Origin of the sequence: Pseudomonas khavaziana, from assembly GCF_036704165.1 — a bacterium.
Classification (GTDB): Bacteria; Pseudomonadota; Gammaproteobacteria; order Pseudomonadales; family Pseudomonadaceae; genus Aquipseudomonas; species Aquipseudomonas khavaziana.
In genome coordinates, this window is sequence record NZ_CP129946.1 from 2,286,356 (window position 1) to 2,304,245 (window position 17,890).

The window sequence follows — 17,890 nt, forward strand, 5'->3', positions numbered from 1 at the left end:
GCTGTTAGGATTACACTTCTAAGGAAAGAACTTACTTAGTAAGTGTATTTATCCTACGGGGCAGTCATGGATATCCAGATCATTTCACGCAATGGCGAACCCGAGTATGCGGTGTTGCCATGGGACCAGTACCAGGCGCTGCTAAAAGCTGCCGGTCAGCAGCAACCTACACTCGCTCCCTCTCCTGTCGCCCCCATCGCCACCGATCAGGACCTGCGCCCGCTAGCAGATCTGCGCGGCCTGCGTGAAGCCAAGGGCCTGGCGATCGAGACCTTGGCACGCACGGTGGGGATCAGCCCCTCGTATCTTGGATTGATTGAAAGTGGTGAACGCCAGCCGGATGCCGCCATTCGCCGCAGCCTGGCTTGGGAATTGGGCGTTGCAGGTTGGAGGGATGAGTCTTGAGCCTACGTATCAGCCGTCAGCACTGGGATGGGTTACTCAATGAACTGGACCAGGCACGTCGCCAGCGCCATTTGCTGACGTACCGGGCGCTGCTGGAGCGCCTGCAGTTCCCGACCCCGGCCATGCAGACCCTGGCCGCCGCCCTGGAACACCTGGCGGCGCTGGATGCCAAGGCCGAGCAGCCGCTGCGCAGTTCACTGGTGATCAGCCAGGGCGCCAGCCGCCTGCCGCGCACCGGTTTCTTTGAGTGTGTGGAGCGCTTGGGGCGTTTCAGCGGGCCGTCCGATGGCGTGGCCGCTGCGTCCTGGCATGCTTCGGAAGTGGTAAGGGTATTCGAGTACGAGTACCCGGAATCCGCCGAGGCCTAAAGCGCCTGGGGGACCCTGTCCATGCTGTCGATCACATGGATGCTATAGCCGGCCACATCCTTGGCGTGGTGCTTGGCTTGGGAGGCCAATTCCGCCAGCTGGCTGGCATCGAGTTGCCCACAGGCCTGTGGGTACAAATGCACCACACCAATGGACAGCGACAGCAGGGCGAACTCCTGGCGTACGCCTTGGCGGTTGAGTGCGACAAAGCAGCCAGCATCAACATGCTCGGCACGGTAAAAGCGCCGACATTGGGTGTGGAAATCATCCAGCAACTGGTTAAGCCGCTTGCGCCAGCCCTGCGGGCCCAGCACCAGCAGAAAATCATCACCACCGATATGCCCGACAAAGTCGCGGCTGGGGTCAACCCGGTCATTCAGGCACTGCGCCAGACATAGCAGCACTTCATCTCCACGCCCGTATCCGTAGATGTCGTTGAACGGCTTGAAACTGTCGATATCCACATAGCAGATCACTGACTCGCGCTGTTGCTGCAATAGCCGCGTCAGGCACTGCTGGATCGGCACGTTGCCGGGGAGCAAGGTCAAGGGGTTGGCGTAGCGTGCCTGCTGGATTTTCAGTTCGGTGATCAACTTGAGTACATCGATGACCCGGCCCAGGCCCAGGTAATCGCCGTTCAAGGTGATGATGAAATCTTCTTCGATGCGCTGTCGCGCGCGGCTGGTCAGCAATCGACTGACCTGTTGCAAGGACTGGCTCAACTCCACCGCCAGGAAGTCGTCGCTCATCAAGCGACTGATGGGTTTGCGTGCGAATAAATCTGTTGCGAACGGCTTGAGCAATGCGTCCGACAACGAATGTCGATGCACGATGCCTACCGGGCGGCCGCAGCCATCCAGCACCGCCAGCGAATTCAGGTTGGCCTGGCGGCGGAACGATTCCAGCACTTGGGCCGTGGCAGTCTCTTGATCTACCGCTGGCTGCTCATTGAGCAGGGCGCTGAGGTCACTGCCTTCATCATTGAGGGCAGTGGCGGCGTTATCCGGTTTGGGCAGCATCAGACGTGCTTCCTGCGGCGGATACTCCTGAGGGCGGCAGAGCAGATAACCCTGGATCAGGTCTACGCCCATCTCGATCAACACTGCCAGTTCTTCTGGTCGTTCGATCCCCTCGGCAATTACTTGGGCGCGAGACGCTTTGGCGATCTGCAGAATCGAGCCGACAAATTCGCGCTTGAGCGCGTCCTGATGAATGCCGTCGATAAAGTGTCGGTCAATTTTCACGTATTCCGGGCGCAGTTCCGACCACAACCGCAGGCTGGAATAACCGGCGCCCAGGTCATCGAGGGCAATGGCAAAGCCCATGTCGCGATAATGATGCAGGGCGGTTTGCAGCAGGGCGAAATCGTCGGTAGGCGTCTGCTCGGTGAGTTCGATCACCACCTGGCTGGGCGCAATACCGAAGTCGCGCAGCAGTTGCAGGGTACGCCCCGGCTGATGTGCAGTCTCCATCAAGGATTCCGGTGAGATATTGAGAAACAGCTTGCCCGGCAGTTTCTGATCGCTGAAACGCCGGCACGCACTCTCTCTGCACGCCATTTCCAGGTCACTCAGGCGCCCGGCATGGCGGGCCACGGAAAACAGGGCCACGGGGGAGTGCAGGGGGCTGTTGGAGGGGCCGCGACTAAGAGCCTCGTAACCGAGAATGCGCCGCTGTGACAGGCAAATGATTGGTTGGAACAGACTGTGCAAACTGCCTTGAGCCAGGATTAAGCCCAATGCATTCAGCTGTTCGGTCATGGTCATGGCGATCTCGATCAAAAAAAAGGACCGCAGGCCTAAAGCCTGCGGTCCTTTCATTTCACGACAGAATGATGTCTATATGATGACACTCCATGGAGTGCTCACATTAAATTGCCATCATTTACTGCTTGGCCACCTGCTTGGTGATTTTCAGGTAATCGAGCAGGATCCGGCCAGTCTCGGCCAGGTAGGCATCGTCTTCCGGCTTGGTTTTATCCGCTTCGGTCGGCAGTGCGTCTTCGTCTTCTTTCTTCAACTCTTTGAGCGGATCTTCGCCCTTGGCCTTGCGGCGGGTGTTTTCCAGTACCAGTTGCTGGTTCTCGATGCTGGAGTGCTGTGCACGGCGATCCGCTTCGTTGAGACTGACGGTTTTCTCTTCCATCAGCTTCTTGGCCAGGGCCAACTTGTCACGAATGAACACGAACTCGGCATCCTTGGCGGAGCGGGTGTCGTGGTCAGCCTTCAACTGCGCCAGGAACGGCTTGAACGGATCCGACGCCGGCTTGATTGCAGGGCGGATGGTGTCCCATGGCATGGCTTCAGGCAGGGCGCTTTCGCCGATTTCCTTGGTGTCGATGATCGACGGGAAATCGATGTCCGGCAGCACGCCCTGGTGCTGGGTGCTCTGCCCGGAGACCCGGTAGAACTTGGCCAGCGTCAGTTTAAGTTCGCCATGGTTCAGCGGCTGGATGGTCTGCACGGTGCCTTTGCCGAAGGTCTGGCCGCCGATGATCAACGCACGGTGATAGTCCTGCATGGCGCCGGCGAAAATCTCCGAAGCCGAGGCCGAGAGGCGGTTGACCAGCAACGCCATCGGCCCTTTGTAGAAGGCTCCCGGGTTCTCATCCTCCAGCACGTCGACGCGGCCGTCAGCGTTGCGCACCAGTACGGTCGGGCCCTTGTCGATAAACAGGCTGGTCAGCTCGGTGGCTTCCTGCAGGGAGCCGCCGCCGTTGTTGCGCAGGTCGATGACCACGCCATCAACTTTTTCTTTCTGCAGTTCCGTGAGGATTTTCTTCACGTCGCGGGTGGTGGACTTGTAGTCCGTGTCGCCCGCACGGAAGGCCTTGAAGTCCAGGTAGAAGGCCGGGATTTCAATCACGCCCAGCTTGTAGTCCTTGCCATCCTGCTTGAGGTTGAGGACTTTCTTCTGCACGGCCTGGTCTTCGAGCTTCACCGCTTCACGGGTGATGGACACGATCTTGCTGGTCTGGTCGTTCGGTGCATTGGTGTGCGGAATCACTTCCAGGCGCACCACGCTGCCTTTCGGTCCACGGATCAGCTTGACCACTTCGTCCAGGCGCCAGCCGACCACGTCGACCATCTCTTTGTCAGCCTGGGCCACGCCGATGATCTTGTCCGCCGGGGCGACCTGTTTAGTCTTGTCCGCCGGACCTGCCGGCACCAGGCGTACGATCTTGACCTGGTCGTTGTCGCTTTGCAGGACGGCACCGATGCCTTCCAGGGACAGACTCATGTTGATATCGAAATTTTCCGCGTTATCTGGCGACAGATAATTGGTGTGCGGGTCGTAGGACATCGCAAAGGTGTTGATGTAGGCCTGGAAGATATCTTCGGCACGGGTCTGGTCCAGGCGCGCCAACTGGTTCTTGTAGCGCTTGGTCAACAGCTCCTGAATGGCCTTGGGCTCTTTGCCGGCGATCTTCAGGCGCAGCACTTCGTCCTTGACGCGTTTGCGCCACAGGTCGTCGAGGGCTGCGGTGCTGGTCAGCCACGGAGCGTCCTTGCGATCCACCAGAAGGGTTTCCTTCTGGGTGAAGTCGAGCTTGTCGATGCCTTTGTCCAGCTCACCCAAGGCGAAGTCCAGACGCGCCTTGACGCGGTCCAGGTAACGCTTGTAGATGGTGAAACCGGGCTGCAGGTCGCCGCTCTTGAGGAAGTCGTCGAATTGCGTCTTCCATTTGTCGAACTCAGCGATATCGCTGGCCAGGAAGTAGCTGCGCGACGGATCCAGCAGCTTGAGGTAGCTGTCGTAGATGATCACCGAGCGAGCGTCGTCCAGCGGCGGCTTGCTGTAGTGATGACGCTTGAGCAACTCGACGACGTTGAGGCTGGCAATCACCTCATCGCGATCAGGCTGAAGATTGTCCCAGCTGTTGGCTGCGAACGTATTGGTCGACATCGACGCGAAGCCGAGACCAATGAAAAAAGCTAAGGCGGTGCTGGGGAACAGATGCTTCATGCTGATTCGACGCGGGGGCAATTGATAACGCATATTAGGCCGTCTTTGAGGGAGCCGGTTCCATATGGTCCGGTCGCATAATGCAAAAAGCCCGGCACTACTGCTACGGGCTCAGTCCAGACTCACTATGGAGGCACAGTGAGAGCATTGCAAGGCGTTGAGGGGCATGTCGAGTGGTGTAAGAGCGCGGTCCTACATGCAATGTAGGGCGAGTTCGTGGGAGCGAGCTCTAAACCCGCTGAATATTCCACAGTTGTAACGGGACCCCTGTGGGAGGGGGCTTGCTCCCACAGGGGGATTTCGGTTGGTTCAGGCCCAATGGTGGATCGGCCAGCGGGCCTGTTCGGCGTGGGCGCGCAATACGGGGTCCGGGTTCACCACCTGCGGGTGATCCACCTTGAGCAGCAGTGGTAAATCATTGCGCGAATCCGAATAGAAATACGCGCCCTCCAACGTTTCCCCTTCGTGCTCCAGCCATTCCAACAGGCGCGTGATCTTGCCTTCACGATAGGTCAGCACGCCTACGGTCTTGCCGCTGTACACGCCGTGGCCGACGTCCAGGTTAATCCCCAACACTTCTTCAATACCAATGCGCGCCGCAATCGGCGTGACCAGATGAGTGCCCGATGCGGAAATTACCAGGATCCGGTCACCATTGGCACGGTGGCGGGCGATGGTCTTGGTGGCGTCGCTATAGATCAGCGGCTCGATCACGTCTTCGACCCAAGGCTCCACCAGATGCTCGATCTCTTCCGGCGTGCGGCCGATCATTGGCTCCAGGCTGAAGTCCATGAAGTCTTCCATGCGCAACTCGCCTCGGCTGTAGGCATCCATCAATTCATTGTTCCTGCGCATGAACGACTCGGGGTCTACCCAGCCCAGGCGACCCATCTGTTCGCTCCACAGGGTGGCGCAGTCGCCGTGGATCAGGGTGTCATCCAGATCAAAAATTACCAATGCCATCCGTCATGCTCTCTCTCAATAGGTCGCTGCCTGTCAGGCTACTTCACACAGGGCGCTGGGGTCGATGGAAAGTGCCAGGCGCTGGCCGTCCGGGTGCAGATCGTCGGCCGAGCGGTTGAGCACGTCCACCACCAGCTCTACACCGCGGGCTTCGATGCGGTAGCGGATCACGTTGCCCAACAGGCTGTGGCTACGCACCAGCGCATCCAGTTCGCCGTTGCGGCTCAGCTCGATGGCTTCCGGGCGAATGGCAATACGGCTGTTGATTGGGCGTTGCAGCAGTTGGGTGGCCTTGTCGGCGTCCAGCAGGTTGTAGTTGCCGATAAAACCGGCGGCGAATACATCCACCGGCGCTGTGTAGAGCGTCTCGGCATCGCCGCTTTGCACGATCTTGCCCTGGTTCATCAGGAAGATGCGGTCAGACATGGTCAGGGCTTCTTCCTGGTCATGGGTCACGAAAATCGTGGTCAGCCCCAGCTCGCGCTGGATCTGGCGGATCTGTTCGCGCAAGTGCTTGCGAATACGTGCATCCAATGCCGACAGCGGTTCATCGAGCAACAGCAGGCGCGGGCGGGTCACCAGGGAGCGGGCGAGGGCGACGCGTTGGCACTGACCGCCGGACATCTGGTGCGGATAGCGGCCGGCCAGCTCCTTTAGCTCAACCAATTGCAGCACTTCCTGCACGCGCTTTTGGCTGTCGTCAGCGTTGACCTTTTGCATGCGCAGGCCGAACGCGACGTTCTGCTCCACGGTCATGTTGGGGAACAGCGCGTAGCTCTGGAACACCATGCCGATCTGACGTTTCTGCGGACTCAAGGGCACGATGTCCTGCCCATCCAGCAGGATTTTGCCGCTGTCCACCGAGGTCAACCCGGCAATGCAGCGCAGCAGGGTGGACTTGCCGCAACCGGACGGGCCGAGCAGGGTGACGAACTCGCCCTTGGCGATTTCGCAGTTGATATCACTGAACACGGGGGTACCGGAGTAGCCTTTTTGCAGATGTTGGACGCTGACGAAGCTCATTGGCTTTTGTCCTTGTTCAAGATATTGGCGGCCCAGGTCAGCACCAGCACGAAGAAGAAATAGGAAATCACCACGGCGCTGGTGAAGTGGCCGCTGCTGTTGCGCATGTTGTTGAGGTAAACCTGCAAGGTCTCGTAGCGGGTGCCGACAAGAATATTGGCGAATACGAATTCGCCGAACAGGAACGAGAACGACAACAGCAGCGCTACCATCAAGCCCTTGCGCAGGTTGGGCAGCACCACCAGTATCGCGGCCTGCCAGGTGCTGGCACCGAGCAGTTGCGAGGCGTCCATCAGGTCGCGCAGGTTGATGGCTTGCAGGTTATTGGTGATCGCGCGGTACATGAACGGCAGCGCCACGGTGAAGTAGCAGCCGATCAGGATCCATGGCGTGCCCACCATCGCTAATGGCCCGGAGCCATATAGTTGTAGCAGGCCCACCGACGACACCACCGGCGGCACCGCAAAGGGCAGCAGGATCAGGATGTTCATCAGCGCGTCGAGCCTGGGGAAGTGGTAATGCACCACGAACAGCAGCGGCAGGATCAGTACCACCGAAAGGATCAGCGCGCCCACGCACACCAGCAACGATTGCGCGAATGCCATCAGGAAGCGCGGGTCGCTCCACAGCTGTACATACCATTTCACCGTGAAACCGGCAGGCAGGATGGTGGCCGACCAACTGCTGGCAATGGAGTACACAAAGGTGCCGATCAGCGGCAGCACCAGGATCAGGAACAACAGGTACACCACGACCCGATGGTAGAGGGTGGCCGGGCCGGCATCAGCGCGTGACATGGTAGCTCCTCTTGAGCAGCAGTTGATGGACCACGGTGACCACGGTCATCAGTGCCACCAGCACCACGGCCAGGGCGCTGGCCATGTTCGGGTCCAGCGACACATCGCCGGAGACCAGGCCGGCAATGCGGATCGGCAGCACGTTGAAGTTGCCGGTGGTCAGGGCATACACCGTGGCGTAGGCGCCCAGCGCGTTGGCCAGCAGGATCACGAAGGTGCCCAGCAGTGCCGGCGTCAGCACCGGCAACCCGATATGCCGCCAGAACTGCCAGCCATTGGCGCCGAGCAGGGCGGCCGACTCGCGCCAGTCTTCGCGCAGTGCGTCAAAGGCCGGGTAGAGCAACAGCACGCCGAGGGGAATCTGGAAGTAGGTATAGAGGATGATCAAGCCGGTTTTCGAGTACAGGTTGAAATCCTGAATGATCCCGGCCTGCTTGAGCATGATGGTGATGCTGCCGTTGAACCCCAGCAGGATGATGAACGCGAAGGCCAGGGGCACGCCGGCGAAGTTGCTGGTCATGTTGGCAAAGGCCGTGACGAAGTTGCGCAGCGGCGAATCCACCCGGCGCAGGGAGTAGCTGCCCAGGGTGGCGATGATGATGCCGAAGATGCTGGAGTAGAAACTGATCTCCAGGCTGAACTGGATCGCCTGCCGGTAGAACTTCGAAGTGAAGATTCGCGTGAAATTTTCCAGGCCCCAGCCAGACTCTTCGGTCTGCAGGCTGTTGATCAGCACCCACACCAGCGGCGCAATCTCGAACACGATAAAGAACAGTGCGAAGGGCACCAGGCAGAGCAGGGCCAGCCATTTGCCGCGGGTCATTGAATTCACTTCAGTAGCTCCCGGCACACAGGTTTGTCGTGTAGTACGCCGAGCAGTTCGCACACCGTGCCGCACAACTCGGTCTGTTTGGGCGCGGCATTGCTGTCCAGGCTGAATCCGTCGCCGAGTACAAACAGGGGGACTTCGCGCTCTTCTGGCAATAGGCCATTGTGGGAGCGATCGTTGTTCATGCCGTGGTCGGCGGTAACCATCACCTGGTAGCCGGCGTCGAGCCAGGCTTGCAGATAGTCGGCCAGGATGATGTCGACCGAGCGTGCGCTGTTACGGTATTGCGCGGAGTCGAGGCCGTGCTTATGGCCGGCGTCGTCGATGTTCATCGGGTGCACCACCAGCAGGTTCGGCGCGTGCTTGAGCCGCAGGCTTTCGGCATCGGCGAACAGGTGGGAATCCGGATAGTGGTCATGCCAGTAGAAATGCCCGTGCTGGATCGCCAGCGCCTCGTCGTCGGTATGGCGATCGCGGGCAGCGATAAAGGGCGTGCGGTTATACAGCTCGCTGACCCAATGGTAAGCCGCCGCCGCGGTAGTCAAGCCGGCATCGGTGGCGTAATGGAAGATGCTGCGCTGGTTGGACAGGCGCGAGACGTTGTTATGCACGATGCCGCTGTCAATCGGCGCCACGCCGGTGAGGATGCATTCATACAGCGGGCGGGACAGGGCAGGCAGTTCACATTCCAGTGTGTAGAGCGCTGCGCGTCCTGCGCCGACATAGGCCTGCAAGTGCCCCATGGCGTGCCTGGCGACCTCGAAGTTCAGGCCGTCGAGCACCACAAGGATGACATTGTGCTTCATGGGGGAGAGCGCTCCGCAGCAATAGACTTGACTAAATTCCCCTGGAGGAACGAGGCCAAAAATGTGGGAGGGGGCTTGCTCCCGATAGCAGTCGATCAGTCAATGACTTGTTTGAATGACACACCGCTATCGGGAGCAAGCCCCCTCCCACATTGGATTTTCAGTGGATTTCCAATGTGGGCGACAGGCTTACTTCATTTCTACGATGACCTGCTCGTTCCACAGCTGCGGCAGCTTCTTGGAGGTCGCTTCCCAGGCATCGGCATCCTTGATCGGTTGCGGATTGGCCTTGGTGTACTGCTCGCCCGGGATCAGGTTCTTGGCGATATCGGCCGGCAGTTTCAGATCGGTTTCAGCGCGGATAGGACGGGCATTGCCCTTCGCCAGATTGAGCTGGCCGGCATCGCTGAAGATGTACTCGCGGGTCAGCTTGGCGGCGTTCGGGTGCTTGGCGTATTTGTTGATGATGGTGGTGTAGCCGGATTTCACCGAGCCATCCGAAGGGATCAGTACCACGTAGTCATCCGGGTTGGCCATCTTGGCCTTGTAGCTCAGGCCGTTGAAGTCCCAGACGATGCCCACTTCGACTTCGCCTTTTTCCATAGTGGCGATGGTCGGGTTGGACAGCGAGAGGCGACCTTGCTGGGCGATCTTGGTGAAGAATTGCAGGCCCGGTGCGATGTTTTTCTCGTCGCCCTTGTTGGCGATGGCGGCGGCGAGTACCGCGTTGGACGCTTGGGCGGCGGTGCTCACGTCACCTACCGACACCTTGTACTTGCCGGTCTGCAGGTCAGCCCAACTGGTGGGAACCTCGGAGCCGTGCAGCAGCTTCTTGTTGACGATAAAGGCAATGGTGCCGGTGTAGGCCAGGGCCCAGTGACCGTCTTTGTCTTTGGCCCAGTCTGGCACCTGTGCCCAGGTGGAAGGCTTGTACGGCTGGGTGACTTCCTGCTTCACCGCGATGGGGCCAAAGGCCGCGCCAACGTCGCCGATATCGGCACTGGCGTTGTCTTTTTCGGCTTTGAACTTGGCGATTTCCTGGGCCGAGCTCATGTCGGTGTCGATGTGCTTGAGGCCATAGGTGTTGGCCAGGTCTGCCCAGGTGCCTTTCCAGTTGGCCCAGTCATCGGGCATGCCGACGCTGTTGATGGCGCCTTCCGCTTTCGCGGCGGCTTCGAGCGTTTTCAAATCGGTATCAGCGGCCATGGCGGCGGTGCACATGGAAAGGGTCGAGCCTAACAGTGATGCCAGGAAAAGCTGTTTCATCCGAAGCTCCTTTGGGCGTTTTCAACGCGGCGTTTTATATGAACGTTAGCGGTGGTTTGGTCTAGGTCAGCAATACCTGAGCCAATCTAGGCCCGATGGATGACAGTTTCATGTCGATGTCGTTTTCAAAGTGCTGATGTCGCTCAGCGCAGACTTAGCGTAGACCATGTCCAAGTGCCCGCAGCCAAAGGACTTGGCCGATGTATTGCAGGGTGTGCTGCAGGCAGCTTGTGGGCGCTGTCATCTGTCGGTCATCTGTAATGCCTAGGCTGGCACGCAACGGCAAAAGCCCAGATAGAGCACGTTTTGTGCACCCGAACGGTGCTGGTCTAGTCCAGATAGGTAACGTTGATGCGTGATGAGGCAATCAAGGCGGTAACCTCCATTGGCCTGGCGCTGCAAGAGCAGATCGACCATGGCCTGTTGCCGCCAGCCAGCAAGTTGCCCGCCGAACGCAAGCTCAGCGAGTTGTTTGGTACCACTCGGATTACCGTGCGGGAAGCCTTGTTACAGCTGGAGGCTCAAGGGCAGATCTATCGCGAAGAGCGTCGTGGCTGGTTCGTCTCGCCGCCGCGACTGGCCTATAACCTGATGCAACGCAGCCACTTTCACGCAATGGTCAGCGACCAGGGGCGTGTGGCCTGCACTGAAGTGATTTCGGCCCGGCTGCAACCGGCGTCGGCGGCGGTGTGTGCATGGTTGCAATTGCCGGCGCTGTCCAGCGTGATCCAGATTTGCCGTAGCCGCAGGATTGACGGGCGTCTGGTGCTGTACGTGGAGCACTACCTGAACCCCCGGTATTTTCCGGGGATCCTGGCGTGTGATTTGAATCAGTCGATGACCGAGTTGTATGCGCGCAAGTACGACTTGCACTATGGACGGGTGCGCTTTGAAATCGTGCCGACTTCACTGCCAGTGGAGGCCGCCGCCGCGTTGCGCGTGTCGGTGGGCAGCCCGGGCTTGCGCATCGCCCGGGTCAACTATGACCAGCACCAGCGCCTGATCGATTGTGACCTGGAATTCTGGCGCCATGATGCGATTCATGTTGGGGTGGATGTCATGGCGTCAGCGTCTTGATCACCTGATCCACATTGGTTTCCAACTCGGTCACAGGGTCGGCACCGTCCACGTTCAACACCAGCAGTGTAGAGCCGCCGGCAGTGACAGCCGCTTTCACGGGCTCACTGGGTTGACGGTGATGCAGCACGACTGCCACGTCATTGTCCTTCAACTGCGCGCTGAGTTTTTGCAGCATCTCAGGCGTCCAGTCGGCATCGGGTCGCGCATCGGTGCTGACCACTTCCAGATTCAAGCTGCTGACCAGGTAGGCAAAGTGATCGCTCAAGCTGACCACGCTCAGGTTGTCGGCTTTTGCCAGTCGCGCCTCGCTGTCGGCGTTGAGCTTGAGCAGGCGTTGCTTGAGCGCGGCCAGGTTGGCGTCGATCTTCGGTTTGGCGCCCGGTGCCAGGCGGCTCAGGTCGGCGGCCATCACATCGGCCATGCGCCCCAGATTGTTGCTCGATTGCCAAGGTTGGCTGTTCAAACCGTCGGTGGCGCCGGGTTGCACGGCGATCCCTGGCAAGCCGCCGTCTACCGGGCGTGCGGCATCCACTTCCACGATACGGATATTGCTGCGACGCGCCACCGGGTACAGCGGGTCATCGGCCCACAGGGAACGCAGGCCGATGGCGGCGTCGGCGTCCTGTGCCAAGGTATTGAGTGCCGCAGCACCGCGGCCGGTGAAATAGGACACCTGGCGCGAGCCTGGCAGGTTGGCGGGGGCCGCACGTTCAAGCTGCACGTCGGTGCCTTTGAGCAGCACTTCGGCCAAGCCGTAGGTGATGGGCAGCGAGGCCAGGACCTTCACCGGTTTTACCGACTTGGCCTTGGTCAGTGCGGCATGACCGAGGCCGTGGTTGGCCTTGAACTCCTTCGGATCGAAACCGTCAACGGCGGCCAGCGCCGAAAAACTGATCAAGCAAGCGATGGCCAGGGCCATTGGGCGAAAGGCAGGGCGCATTATCCAAGATTCCCTTTGAGGCTGGGCACGGTGCCGCGGGCAATGGCGGCGAAGGCAAAGGCGATACCGGCAACCAGGATGATTGCGGCGCCGGACGGGATCGGCAGGTCGAAGATGATCGGCAGCAGGATCCCGCACAGGGTGCTGACGGTGGCGATGATGACCGACACCCAGAAGAACCCCTTGAGCGACTGGCTCAACAGGCGTGCCGCGGCGGCTGGAATCACCAGCAGCGCACCGACCAGGATCGCGCCGATGACCTTGACCGCGGCCACGGTAATCAGTGTCACCAGGATCACGAACAGATAATCCAGGGTTTTCACCGCGACACCACGCACCGCCGCCAACTGCGGGTTGAAGCTGGCGAGCATGATGCGGTTGTACAGCGGCAACGCCAGGGCCATCACCAGCGAACCGACGATTGCCAATACCAATAAGTCGTTGCCATTGACCGTCAGCACCGAGCCAAACAGCACGTTCTCCAGAATATGCACATTGATCTTGCCGGCCAGGATCAGCAGCAGGCTGGCACCGAGCGCCAGGGACACCGACAGGAACACACCGATCAAGGTATCCGGCGCCAGGCCGGTACGGTTGCGCAGGTAGTTCAGCAGGATGCCGAACAGCAGGCAGTAGCCGAACAGGCTGCCATAGGGCCCGGTGTAGGGTTCGCCGAGCAGGATGCCCACGGCCACGCCGGTCAGTGCGGCATGGCCGACCGCTTCGGAGAAAAACGCAAAGCGCTTGACTACCACCAGCGTACCCAAGCCGCCCAGTACCGGGCCGATCAGCAAACCGGCGAGCAGGGCGTTGACCACAAACCCGTAGGCCAGGGCTTCCGGCAGGTAGCCGGAAGAGGCCCAGCCCTGGATCATCAGGCGAAAGGCTTCATAACTCATGGCGCCGGGCTCCGAGGGTGAGTGGAGAACAGGGTCAGCAGGCGATCCGGGGTCAGCGCCTCTTTGGGCGTGGCGTCGAACAGCACCCGGCGGTTCAGACCGGTGACGCGGTCGGCCAGGCGGCCGACAGCTTCCAGGTCGTGCTCGATCCATAGCACGGTGATCCCGGCCAGGCGCCAGTCATTGAGCAAGCGTTCGAAGACCTGGATACCCGCTTCGTCGAGGGCCGACATCGGCTCATCCAGTACCAGCAATTGCGGCGCCGGGATCAGGCCCTGGGCCAGTAGGACGCGCTGGCGTTCGCCACCGGACAACGCGCCCATGCGGCGCTTGCGCTTGTCCTGCATGCCTACCCGTTCGAGCGCTTGGCCAATGGCGGCGGCGTAATGCCTGGACAGGCCCAGGAACGCCGGGCGGCGCTGGCACATGGCGGCCATGAAATCATCCACGGTCATCGGCAAGCCACGGTCAAACTCCAGTGCCTGGGGCACGTAGCCGATGGTGCCGGGCGTGGTTGGCCATTCCAGGCTCAATCGGCCCTGGTGGGGTGTTTGCCCGAGCAGAGTCTTGATCAGCGAGCTTTTGCCGCCGCCGTTGGGGCCGACCAGCGCATGGATGCTGCCCGGCTGTACCTGGAAACTTACGCCATCAAGAATCACGGTGCGACCCAGGGTCAGCGAGACCTTTTCGAAGTTTAGGGTCGGGCCGACGCTGGCCAGGTTCAGTTGCTCTGCCGCCGTCATGCCCCCGACTCCTGGATCGCACGGACCACGGTGTTGAGGTTGCCGGTCATTTCCACTTCGTACTTTTCAGCGCTGTATTCGCCATAGGAAATATGCGACAGCGGGTACAGCTTGACCCCGGATTCACGCTGGATGGTGTCAACGTAGGTGGACGGGAAATCCATCTCCGAGAAGATCACCTTTACATCCAGGGCGCGCAGCTCATCGATGGTTTTCTTCAACTGGCTGGGGCTCGGCTCGATACCGTGGGCCGGCTCCACTACCGCAGTCACTTCCAGGCCAAACTCGCGCAGCAGGTAGTCATAGGCGGCATGCACTGTAGCTACGCGCAGGTCCGGGTTTGGCGCGCTGGTCAGCTTGGCCAGGGCGTCGGCGCGCATCTGGCGCAGGCGCTTGCCGTAGGCGCGGGCGTTCTGGGTGTAGGCCTTGGCGTTGTCCGGGTCGAGCTTGCCCAATTCGCGGGCGATGTTATTGACCTGGGCTATCGAGGCACTGATCGACAGGAAGGTGTGTGGGTTGACTACCTTGCCTGCGCCGCGTGCGGCATTGCCGGTGGCGGCCAGCAGCGGCACGTTGGCGTTGGCTTCGATCACCGGGATGTCCGGGCGCTCGCTGGTGGCGATCATGCGGTCGGCGAAGTCATCATGGCCGACGCCGTTGAGCACGATCACGTCGAGGGTGCCGATGCGCTTGATGTCTTCGGCGCGTGGCTCGTAGGCATGGGGGTTGAAGCCGGCCGGGATCAGCGGCACCACCTCGGCCTTGTCGCCGACGATATTGGCGACATAACTGTAATAAGGATGCAGGGTGATGCCGATACGCAGGCGCTTGGCTGCCTCGGCATTCGCCAGGGGAGCGAGCATCAGGCTGAGAAAGCTGACCAGCAACAGGCGCAACAGGGGCGATGAAATAGACATGGGCAATCGGTCTTCTCGTTCAGTGACGGTGCTGGCGGGTGACGCCGGCATCGAATTGCGCGACCACTTGCTGCCAGCCGGCTGCAATCAGCGCCTGGTCAGTGAGGTCGGAAGGGGCGGCGAGGTTGGCGCTGCGGTTGAGCCAGATATCCGGCTCGTTGCCCTGCACGCGCATCAGCAGCGAACCGCTGGTGGCCGGAACCTGGCTCAAACCCAGGTAGGCGGCCGGGGCCAGCAACTGCCAGCGATGGTCGCCACGGCTGACCGAACTGGCGTCCTGGGCAAAGGGCGCGAAGCCTTCCTTGGCCAGTTGCTCAGGCGTCGGCAGGGCGCTCTGCTCCTGCTGCAACAAGTGGATTTCATCCAGCGTCACCCGCAGGTCGGCATAGATGCCTTGTTCGGCGGCGCTCAGGTCGCGGCGGGCGTCCAACTGGTGGCTTGGCACGGCCGCGACTGCCTGGGTTTCACCATGCAGCGCCACCACCGTCCCCGCCACCGCCAGGATGATCAGGCACAACAGCAGCACATAGAGGGTTTCATGACCTGCACCGGCGGGGCGTACAACCTGTGTGGTAGTCATTGCGCCTGGATATCCGCTTGGTCGATTTCCACGACGTGGCCGGGGCCGGCATCAAACAACACGTAGAACTCGGCCGCAGGCTTCTTGAAGGTCAAGGTCGAATCCTCGCCGAGCTTGCCCGGCACCAGGATGGTTTCGTCGTAGCCGATCACATCCAGGGTCACACCGGGGGCGCCGCTGCCGTCGGAAAAACCGCCCTTGCATTGGATCTGCTCGCCGGGGATTTCCTTGCATTCGCACATCGGGTTATGGGCAAAGGCGGTGGTACTGAAAGCCGCGCACAGCAACAGTGCGGCGCGGGTCAGGCGCTTGAAGGTCATGGTTTGACTCCTTGCTTGTTCAGCCAGGCAATGGTGGCAGGCGAGGCCTGGCTCAGCGGGATGGAACCCTGGTGCATGCTGCCGTCCCAACCTTCCATGGTCACCCACACTTCGGCGTCTACCGGTGTGCGTTCCGGCACCGGCAGGGCGGCGCCCATGCGGTACGGCGTACCAAAGAAGATGACCCCGGCGGCGCGCAGGCTGCGCGGCTTGCCGATGCGCAGGTAGGTGGCCTTGACCTGATTGGTGCAGGTGTCACACAGGGCGGCATTGAATAATTTCATCGGTCCGGCAGGGTCCGGCCGTGGGCCTTCATTGCGCAGCTCGGCGAGGGTCAGGCTCCACGGGCCGACTTGCACTTGCCCAGCCACGCGTTCGCCGATACCGGTATCCCCGCGAAACAGCGCGGCATCGGCGAAGTACTTGGGCATGAACCCCAGTGGCACGAGCAACAGCAGAATGTTGATATGGAAACGCCATTTCAGCCAGAAGGCGCGCAGGGGGGACGGCGGTACAGTCGCGACCTTGCTCATCGTTGGGCCTCCGAGGTTTCAGCCTGCATGGCCGGGATAGGCGCGGGTTGCCGCTGGGTCTTGGCTTCGCGCTTGAGGGCGTTGAGGGTGGCCAGGGCGGTGCGCTTGGTCCAGATCAGCAAGCCGCTCAGTACCATCATGCTCAGCACCAGGCCGAAGAATGCCCAGATCAACTTGATCCACAAACCGCCGAAGTCACCGGTGTGCAGCGGGCGCATGGATTCGGTGACGAACTCCAGCGCAGTACGGTCCGACAACAGGTTCGTGACGGCGATTTCACCGTCATAGGGGTTCAGTTGCGCAGTCTGGAACATCAGTGGGTACCAGCCACGGCCGCCAATCTGCAAATGGCTGTAGGCGTTGAACGGCAGGACCAGGAAAGAAGCCTCCAGCCCGGGGATGCGTTGGCTCGCAATCTTGATTGCGTCGTCCAGCGCAATCATCGGCGCGGGCACGCCAGGCCCGGAGGTTGGCACTTTCTCCCGGGCGATCACCGGTACGACCGGCTCGCTGGAGATGGAAATCTGGTTGTCGCCCAGGATCGCCTGGATCAGGAACCAGGTGCCGGTGATGGAAATGACCGCGATAAACCAGATCGACCAGATACCGCTGAGGCGGTGGAAGTCTCCCCAGAAAATGCGCGCACCGTGGCGAAAACGCAGGGTTGGCTTGAAGAAACCTTTCCAGAAGCGCTTGTACACCACCAGGCCGGTGACCAGCGAGGCCATCAGCGGCAAGCCAAGCAAGGACACCAGGTACCAGCCCCAGCTGTAGCCGTTGGTGAACGGCACCAGCCACCAGCCATGCAGGGCACGGGTGAATTGCTGGAAGTTGAACGACGGACTGATGCCCTGGATCGCTCCGGTATAGGGGTTGGCGTAGACCTCCACGGAACGTCCATCCGGGTAGCTGAGGTCGACACTCAGGGCGAAGTGCGATTCATCCGGGCGGCTGATGGATTGCACGATAGCCTGGGGTTCATCGCGCTTGATGGCGGCAATCACCTGGCCAAAGCTCAGCGGCTGGGCGTCATCCGACGGTTTGCTCGCACGAATATCCGGGTTGGCCAGCCAGACGATTTCCTGGCTGACCACCGCCAGGGTGCCGGTAACGCAGACGATCAGTACAAAGAACCAGATGGGCAATGCCAGCCAGCTATGCACGAGAAACCAGAGTTTAGAGCGTGACTTCTTCGACATGATTAATGAGGGTCTTGATCGGAGGGGGCAATGTAGGCCCGGAAAAGGCCAGTCGTAGCTTTTGCTGACGCGACGGGCTGTATCTAAATTAAGACGGATGAGAATGAGAAATCCCTAAGGCTTATATGAAAGAAAATGTTTCAGGTTCGCATCCAGGTGGCATTGAAAGGCTGATCGAACACTAAACATGTTTCATGCGATCACCCTGTCGCCATTGATGGGGCAGGGCGGCTGGCTAGGATGGGCGGACACCGTC

At 60.4% G+C, this 17,890-nt stretch carries 19 protein-coding genes; 3 read left to right on the forward strand and 16 right to left on the reverse strand.

Going from position 1 to position 17,890, the window contains the following annotated elements; all coding sequences use genetic code 11:
- The first annotated feature begins 66 nt into the window (after positions 1 to 66).
- Together QYQ93_RS10260 and QYQ93_RS10265 are read left to right on the forward strand one after the other, a co-directional pair.
- Positions 67 to 405 (forward strand): helix-turn-helix domain-containing protein, encoded by a 339-nt coding sequence (locus tag QYQ93_RS10260; protein WP_043050313.1) that lies wholly within the window; start codon positions 67 to 69, stop codon positions 403 to 405.
- Positions 402 to 773, forward strand: a complete 372-nt coding sequence (locus QYQ93_RS10265; protein ID WP_005786715.1) for a hypothetical protein — start codon at positions 402 to 404, stop codon at positions 771 to 773. Before QYQ93_RS10260 ends, QYQ93_RS10265 begins: the two co-directional genes overlap by 4 nt.
- Here QYQ93_RS10265 and QYQ93_RS10270 read toward each other — a convergent pair.
- The 8 genes from QYQ93_RS10270 to QYQ93_RS10305 form a co-directional block, all read right to left on the reverse strand.
- On the reverse strand, positions 770 to 2,539 hold the full coding sequence (locus QYQ93_RS10270) for a bifunctional diguanylate cyclase/phosphodiesterase (protein WP_043050335.1): 1,770 nt from the start codon (positions 2,537 to 2,539) through the stop codon (positions 770 to 772). The two genes, QYQ93_RS10265 and QYQ93_RS10270, sit on opposite strands and share 4 nt — an antisense overlap.
- Positions 2,540 to 2,657: 118 nt before the next feature.
- Positions 2,658 to 4,739 carry a carboxy terminal-processing peptidase gene (locus tag QYQ93_RS10275; protein ID WP_225924406.1) on the reverse strand — a complete coding sequence of 694 codons (2,082 nt, stop codon included), beginning with the start codon at positions 4,737 to 4,739 and terminating at the stop codon, positions 2,658 to 2,660.
- A 309-nt stretch (positions 4,740 to 5,048) separates the two neighbouring features.
- On the reverse strand, positions 5,049 to 5,702 hold the full coding sequence (locus tag QYQ93_RS10280) for an HAD family hydrolase (RefSeq protein WP_043050315.1): 654 nt from the start codon (positions 5,700 to 5,702) through the stop codon (positions 5,049 to 5,051).
- Positions 5,703 to 5,735: 33 nt separating this feature from the next.
- Positions 5,736 to 6,725, reverse strand: a complete 990-nt coding sequence (locus QYQ93_RS10285) for an ABC transporter ATP-binding protein (RefSeq protein ID WP_043050316.1) — start codon at positions 6,723 to 6,725, stop codon at positions 5,736 to 5,738.
- Positions 6,722 to 7,522, reverse strand: a complete 801-nt coding sequence (locus QYQ93_RS10290) for an ABC transporter permease (protein WP_043050317.1) — start codon at positions 7,520 to 7,522, stop codon at positions 6,722 to 6,724. Before QYQ93_RS10290 ends, QYQ93_RS10285 begins: the two co-directional genes overlap by 4 nt.
- Positions 7,509 to 8,345: an ABC transporter permease gene (locus QYQ93_RS10295; protein ID WP_161796519.1), complete on the reverse strand. Its 837-nt coding sequence runs from the start codon at positions 8,343 to 8,345 to the stop codon at positions 7,509 to 7,511. Before QYQ93_RS10295 ends, QYQ93_RS10290 begins: the two co-directional genes overlap by 14 nt.
- 5 nt (positions 8,346 to 8,350) lie before the next feature.
- Positions 8,351 to 9,157: an alkaline phosphatase family protein gene (locus QYQ93_RS10300; RefSeq protein WP_043050319.1), complete on the reverse strand. Its 807-nt coding sequence runs from the start codon at positions 9,155 to 9,157 to the stop codon at positions 8,351 to 8,353.
- A gap of 189 nt (positions 9,158 to 9,346) precedes the next feature.
- Positions 9,347 to 10,423, reverse strand: a complete 1,077-nt coding sequence (locus QYQ93_RS10305; RefSeq protein ID WP_338476855.1) for an ABC transporter substrate-binding protein — start codon at positions 10,421 to 10,423, stop codon at positions 9,347 to 9,349.
- 351 nt (positions 10,424 to 10,774) lie between these two features.
- On the opposite strand from QYQ93_RS10305, the gene QYQ93_RS10310 reads away from it, so the two are divergent.
- The gene (locus QYQ93_RS10310; protein ID WP_043050321.1) at positions 10,775 to 11,500 is read left to right on the forward strand and encodes a UTRA domain-containing protein; all 726 of its coding nucleotides are present in this window, start codon (positions 10,775 to 10,777) and stop codon (positions 11,498 to 11,500) included.
- Here QYQ93_RS10310 and QYQ93_RS10315 read toward each other — a convergent pair.
- From QYQ93_RS10315 to QYQ93_RS10350, 8 genes are read right to left on the reverse strand one after another with little or no spacing between them, the layout of a single operon-like run.
- Positions 11,481 to 12,443: a metal ABC transporter solute-binding protein, Zn/Mn family gene (locus tag QYQ93_RS10315; protein WP_338476856.1), complete on the reverse strand. Its 963-nt coding sequence runs from the start codon at positions 12,441 to 12,443 to the stop codon at positions 11,481 to 11,483. The genes QYQ93_RS10310 and QYQ93_RS10315 overlap by 20 nt on opposite strands.
- Positions 12,443 to 13,342, reverse strand: coding sequence for a metal ABC transporter permease (locus tag QYQ93_RS10320; RefSeq protein ID WP_043050323.1), 900 nt, complete (start codon positions 13,340 to 13,342; stop codon positions 12,443 to 12,445). Before QYQ93_RS10320 ends, QYQ93_RS10315 begins: the two co-directional genes overlap by 1 nt.
- Positions 13,339 to 14,085, reverse strand: a complete 747-nt coding sequence (locus tag QYQ93_RS10325; RefSeq protein WP_043050324.1) for a metal ABC transporter ATP-binding protein — start codon at positions 14,083 to 14,085, stop codon at positions 13,339 to 13,341. Before QYQ93_RS10325 ends, QYQ93_RS10320 begins: the two co-directional genes overlap by 4 nt.
- On the reverse strand, positions 14,082 to 15,002 hold the full coding sequence (locus QYQ93_RS10330) for a metal ABC transporter substrate-binding protein (RefSeq protein WP_034116836.1): 921 nt from the start codon (positions 15,000 to 15,002) through the stop codon (positions 14,082 to 14,084). Before QYQ93_RS10330 ends, QYQ93_RS10325 begins: the two co-directional genes overlap by 4 nt.
- A 19-nt stretch (positions 15,003 to 15,021) precedes the next feature.
- Complete coding sequence (locus tag QYQ93_RS10335; RefSeq protein ID WP_043050325.1) at positions 15,022 to 15,582, reverse strand: DUF6162 family protein; 561 nt, start codon at positions 15,580 to 15,582, stop codon at positions 15,022 to 15,024.
- On the reverse strand, positions 15,579 to 15,902 hold the full coding sequence (locus tag QYQ93_RS10340; protein ID WP_043050326.1) for a hypothetical protein: 324 nt from the start codon (positions 15,900 to 15,902) through the stop codon (positions 15,579 to 15,581). The genes QYQ93_RS10335 and QYQ93_RS10340 overlap by 4 nt, the downstream gene beginning before the upstream one ends.
- On the reverse strand, positions 15,899 to 16,435 hold the full coding sequence (locus tag QYQ93_RS10345) for a hypothetical protein (protein WP_043050327.1): 537 nt from the start codon (positions 16,433 to 16,435) through the stop codon (positions 15,899 to 15,901). Before QYQ93_RS10345 ends, QYQ93_RS10340 begins: the two co-directional genes overlap by 4 nt.
- Complete coding sequence (locus QYQ93_RS10350; protein WP_043050328.1) at positions 16,432 to 17,634, reverse strand: PepSY-associated TM helix domain-containing protein; 1,203 nt, start codon at positions 17,632 to 17,634, stop codon at positions 16,432 to 16,434. The genes QYQ93_RS10345 and QYQ93_RS10350 overlap by 4 nt, the downstream gene beginning before the upstream one ends.
- Between the last annotated feature and the right edge of the window lie 256 nt (positions 17,635 to 17,890).

Excerpts from the sequence above, each read along its gene's own strand:
- QYQ93_RS10260 (WP_043050313.1), top strand. The coding sequence starts at position 67 with ATGGATATCCAGATCATTTCACGCAATGGCGAACCCGAGTATGCGGTG.
- QYQ93_RS10270 (WP_043050335.1), bottom strand. The coding sequence starts at position 2,539 with ATGACCATGACCGAACAGCTGAATGCATTGGGCTTAATCCTGGCTCAA.
- QYQ93_RS10275 (WP_225924406.1), bottom strand. The coding sequence starts at position 4,739 with ATGAAGCATCTGTTCCCCAGCACCGCCTTAGCTTTTTTCATTGGTCTC.
- QYQ93_RS10280 (WP_043050315.1), bottom strand. The coding sequence starts at position 5,702 with ATGGCATTGGTAATTTTTGATCTGGATGACACCCTGATCCACGGCGAC.
- QYQ93_RS10285 (WP_043050316.1), bottom strand. The coding sequence starts at position 6,725 with ATGAGCTTCGTCAGCGTCCAACATCTGCAAAAAGGCTACTCCGGTACC.
- QYQ93_RS10290 (WP_043050317.1), bottom strand. The coding sequence starts at position 7,522 with ATGTCACGCGCTGATGCCGGCCCGGCCACCCTCTACCATCGGGTCGTG.
- QYQ93_RS10295 (WP_161796519.1), bottom strand. The coding sequence starts at position 8,345 with ATGACCCGCGGCAAATGGCTGGCCCTGCTCTGCCTGGTGCCCTTCGCA.
- QYQ93_RS10300 (WP_043050319.1), bottom strand. The coding sequence starts at position 9,157 with ATGAAGCACAATGTCATCCTTGTGGTGCTCGACGGCCTGAACTTCGAG.
- QYQ93_RS10305 (WP_338476855.1), bottom strand. The coding sequence starts at position 10,423 with ATGAAACAGCTTTTCCTGGCATCACTGTTAGGCTCGACCCTTTCCATG.
- QYQ93_RS10310 (WP_043050321.1), top strand. The coding sequence starts at position 10,775 with ATGCGTGATGAGGCAATCAAGGCGGTAACCTCCATTGGCCTGGCGCTG.
- QYQ93_RS10315 (WP_338476856.1), bottom strand. The coding sequence starts at position 12,443 with ATGCGCCCTGCCTTTCGCCCAATGGCCCTGGCCATCGCTTGCTTGATC.
- QYQ93_RS10320 (WP_043050323.1), bottom strand. The coding sequence starts at position 13,342 with ATGAGTTATGAAGCCTTTCGCCTGATGATCCAGGGCTGGGCCTCTTCC.
- QYQ93_RS10325 (WP_043050324.1), bottom strand. The coding sequence starts at position 14,085 with ATGACGGCGGCAGAGCAACTGAACCTGGCCAGCGTCGGCCCGACCCTA.
- QYQ93_RS10330 (WP_034116836.1), bottom strand. The coding sequence starts at position 15,002 with ATGTCTATTTCATCGCCCCTGTTGCGCCTGTTGCTGGTCAGCTTTCTC.
- QYQ93_RS10335 (WP_043050325.1), bottom strand. The coding sequence starts at position 15,582 with ATGACTACCACACAGGTTGTACGCCCCGCCGGTGCAGGTCATGAAACC.
- QYQ93_RS10340 (WP_043050326.1), bottom strand. The coding sequence starts at position 15,902 with ATGACCTTCAAGCGCCTGACCCGCGCCGCACTGTTGCTGTGCGCGGCT.
- QYQ93_RS10345 (WP_043050327.1), bottom strand. The coding sequence starts at position 16,435 with ATGAGCAAGGTCGCGACTGTACCGCCGTCCCCCCTGCGCGCCTTCTGG.
- QYQ93_RS10350 (WP_043050328.1), bottom strand. The coding sequence starts at position 17,634 with ATGTCGAAGAAGTCACGCTCTAAACTCTGGTTTCTCGTGCATAGCTGG.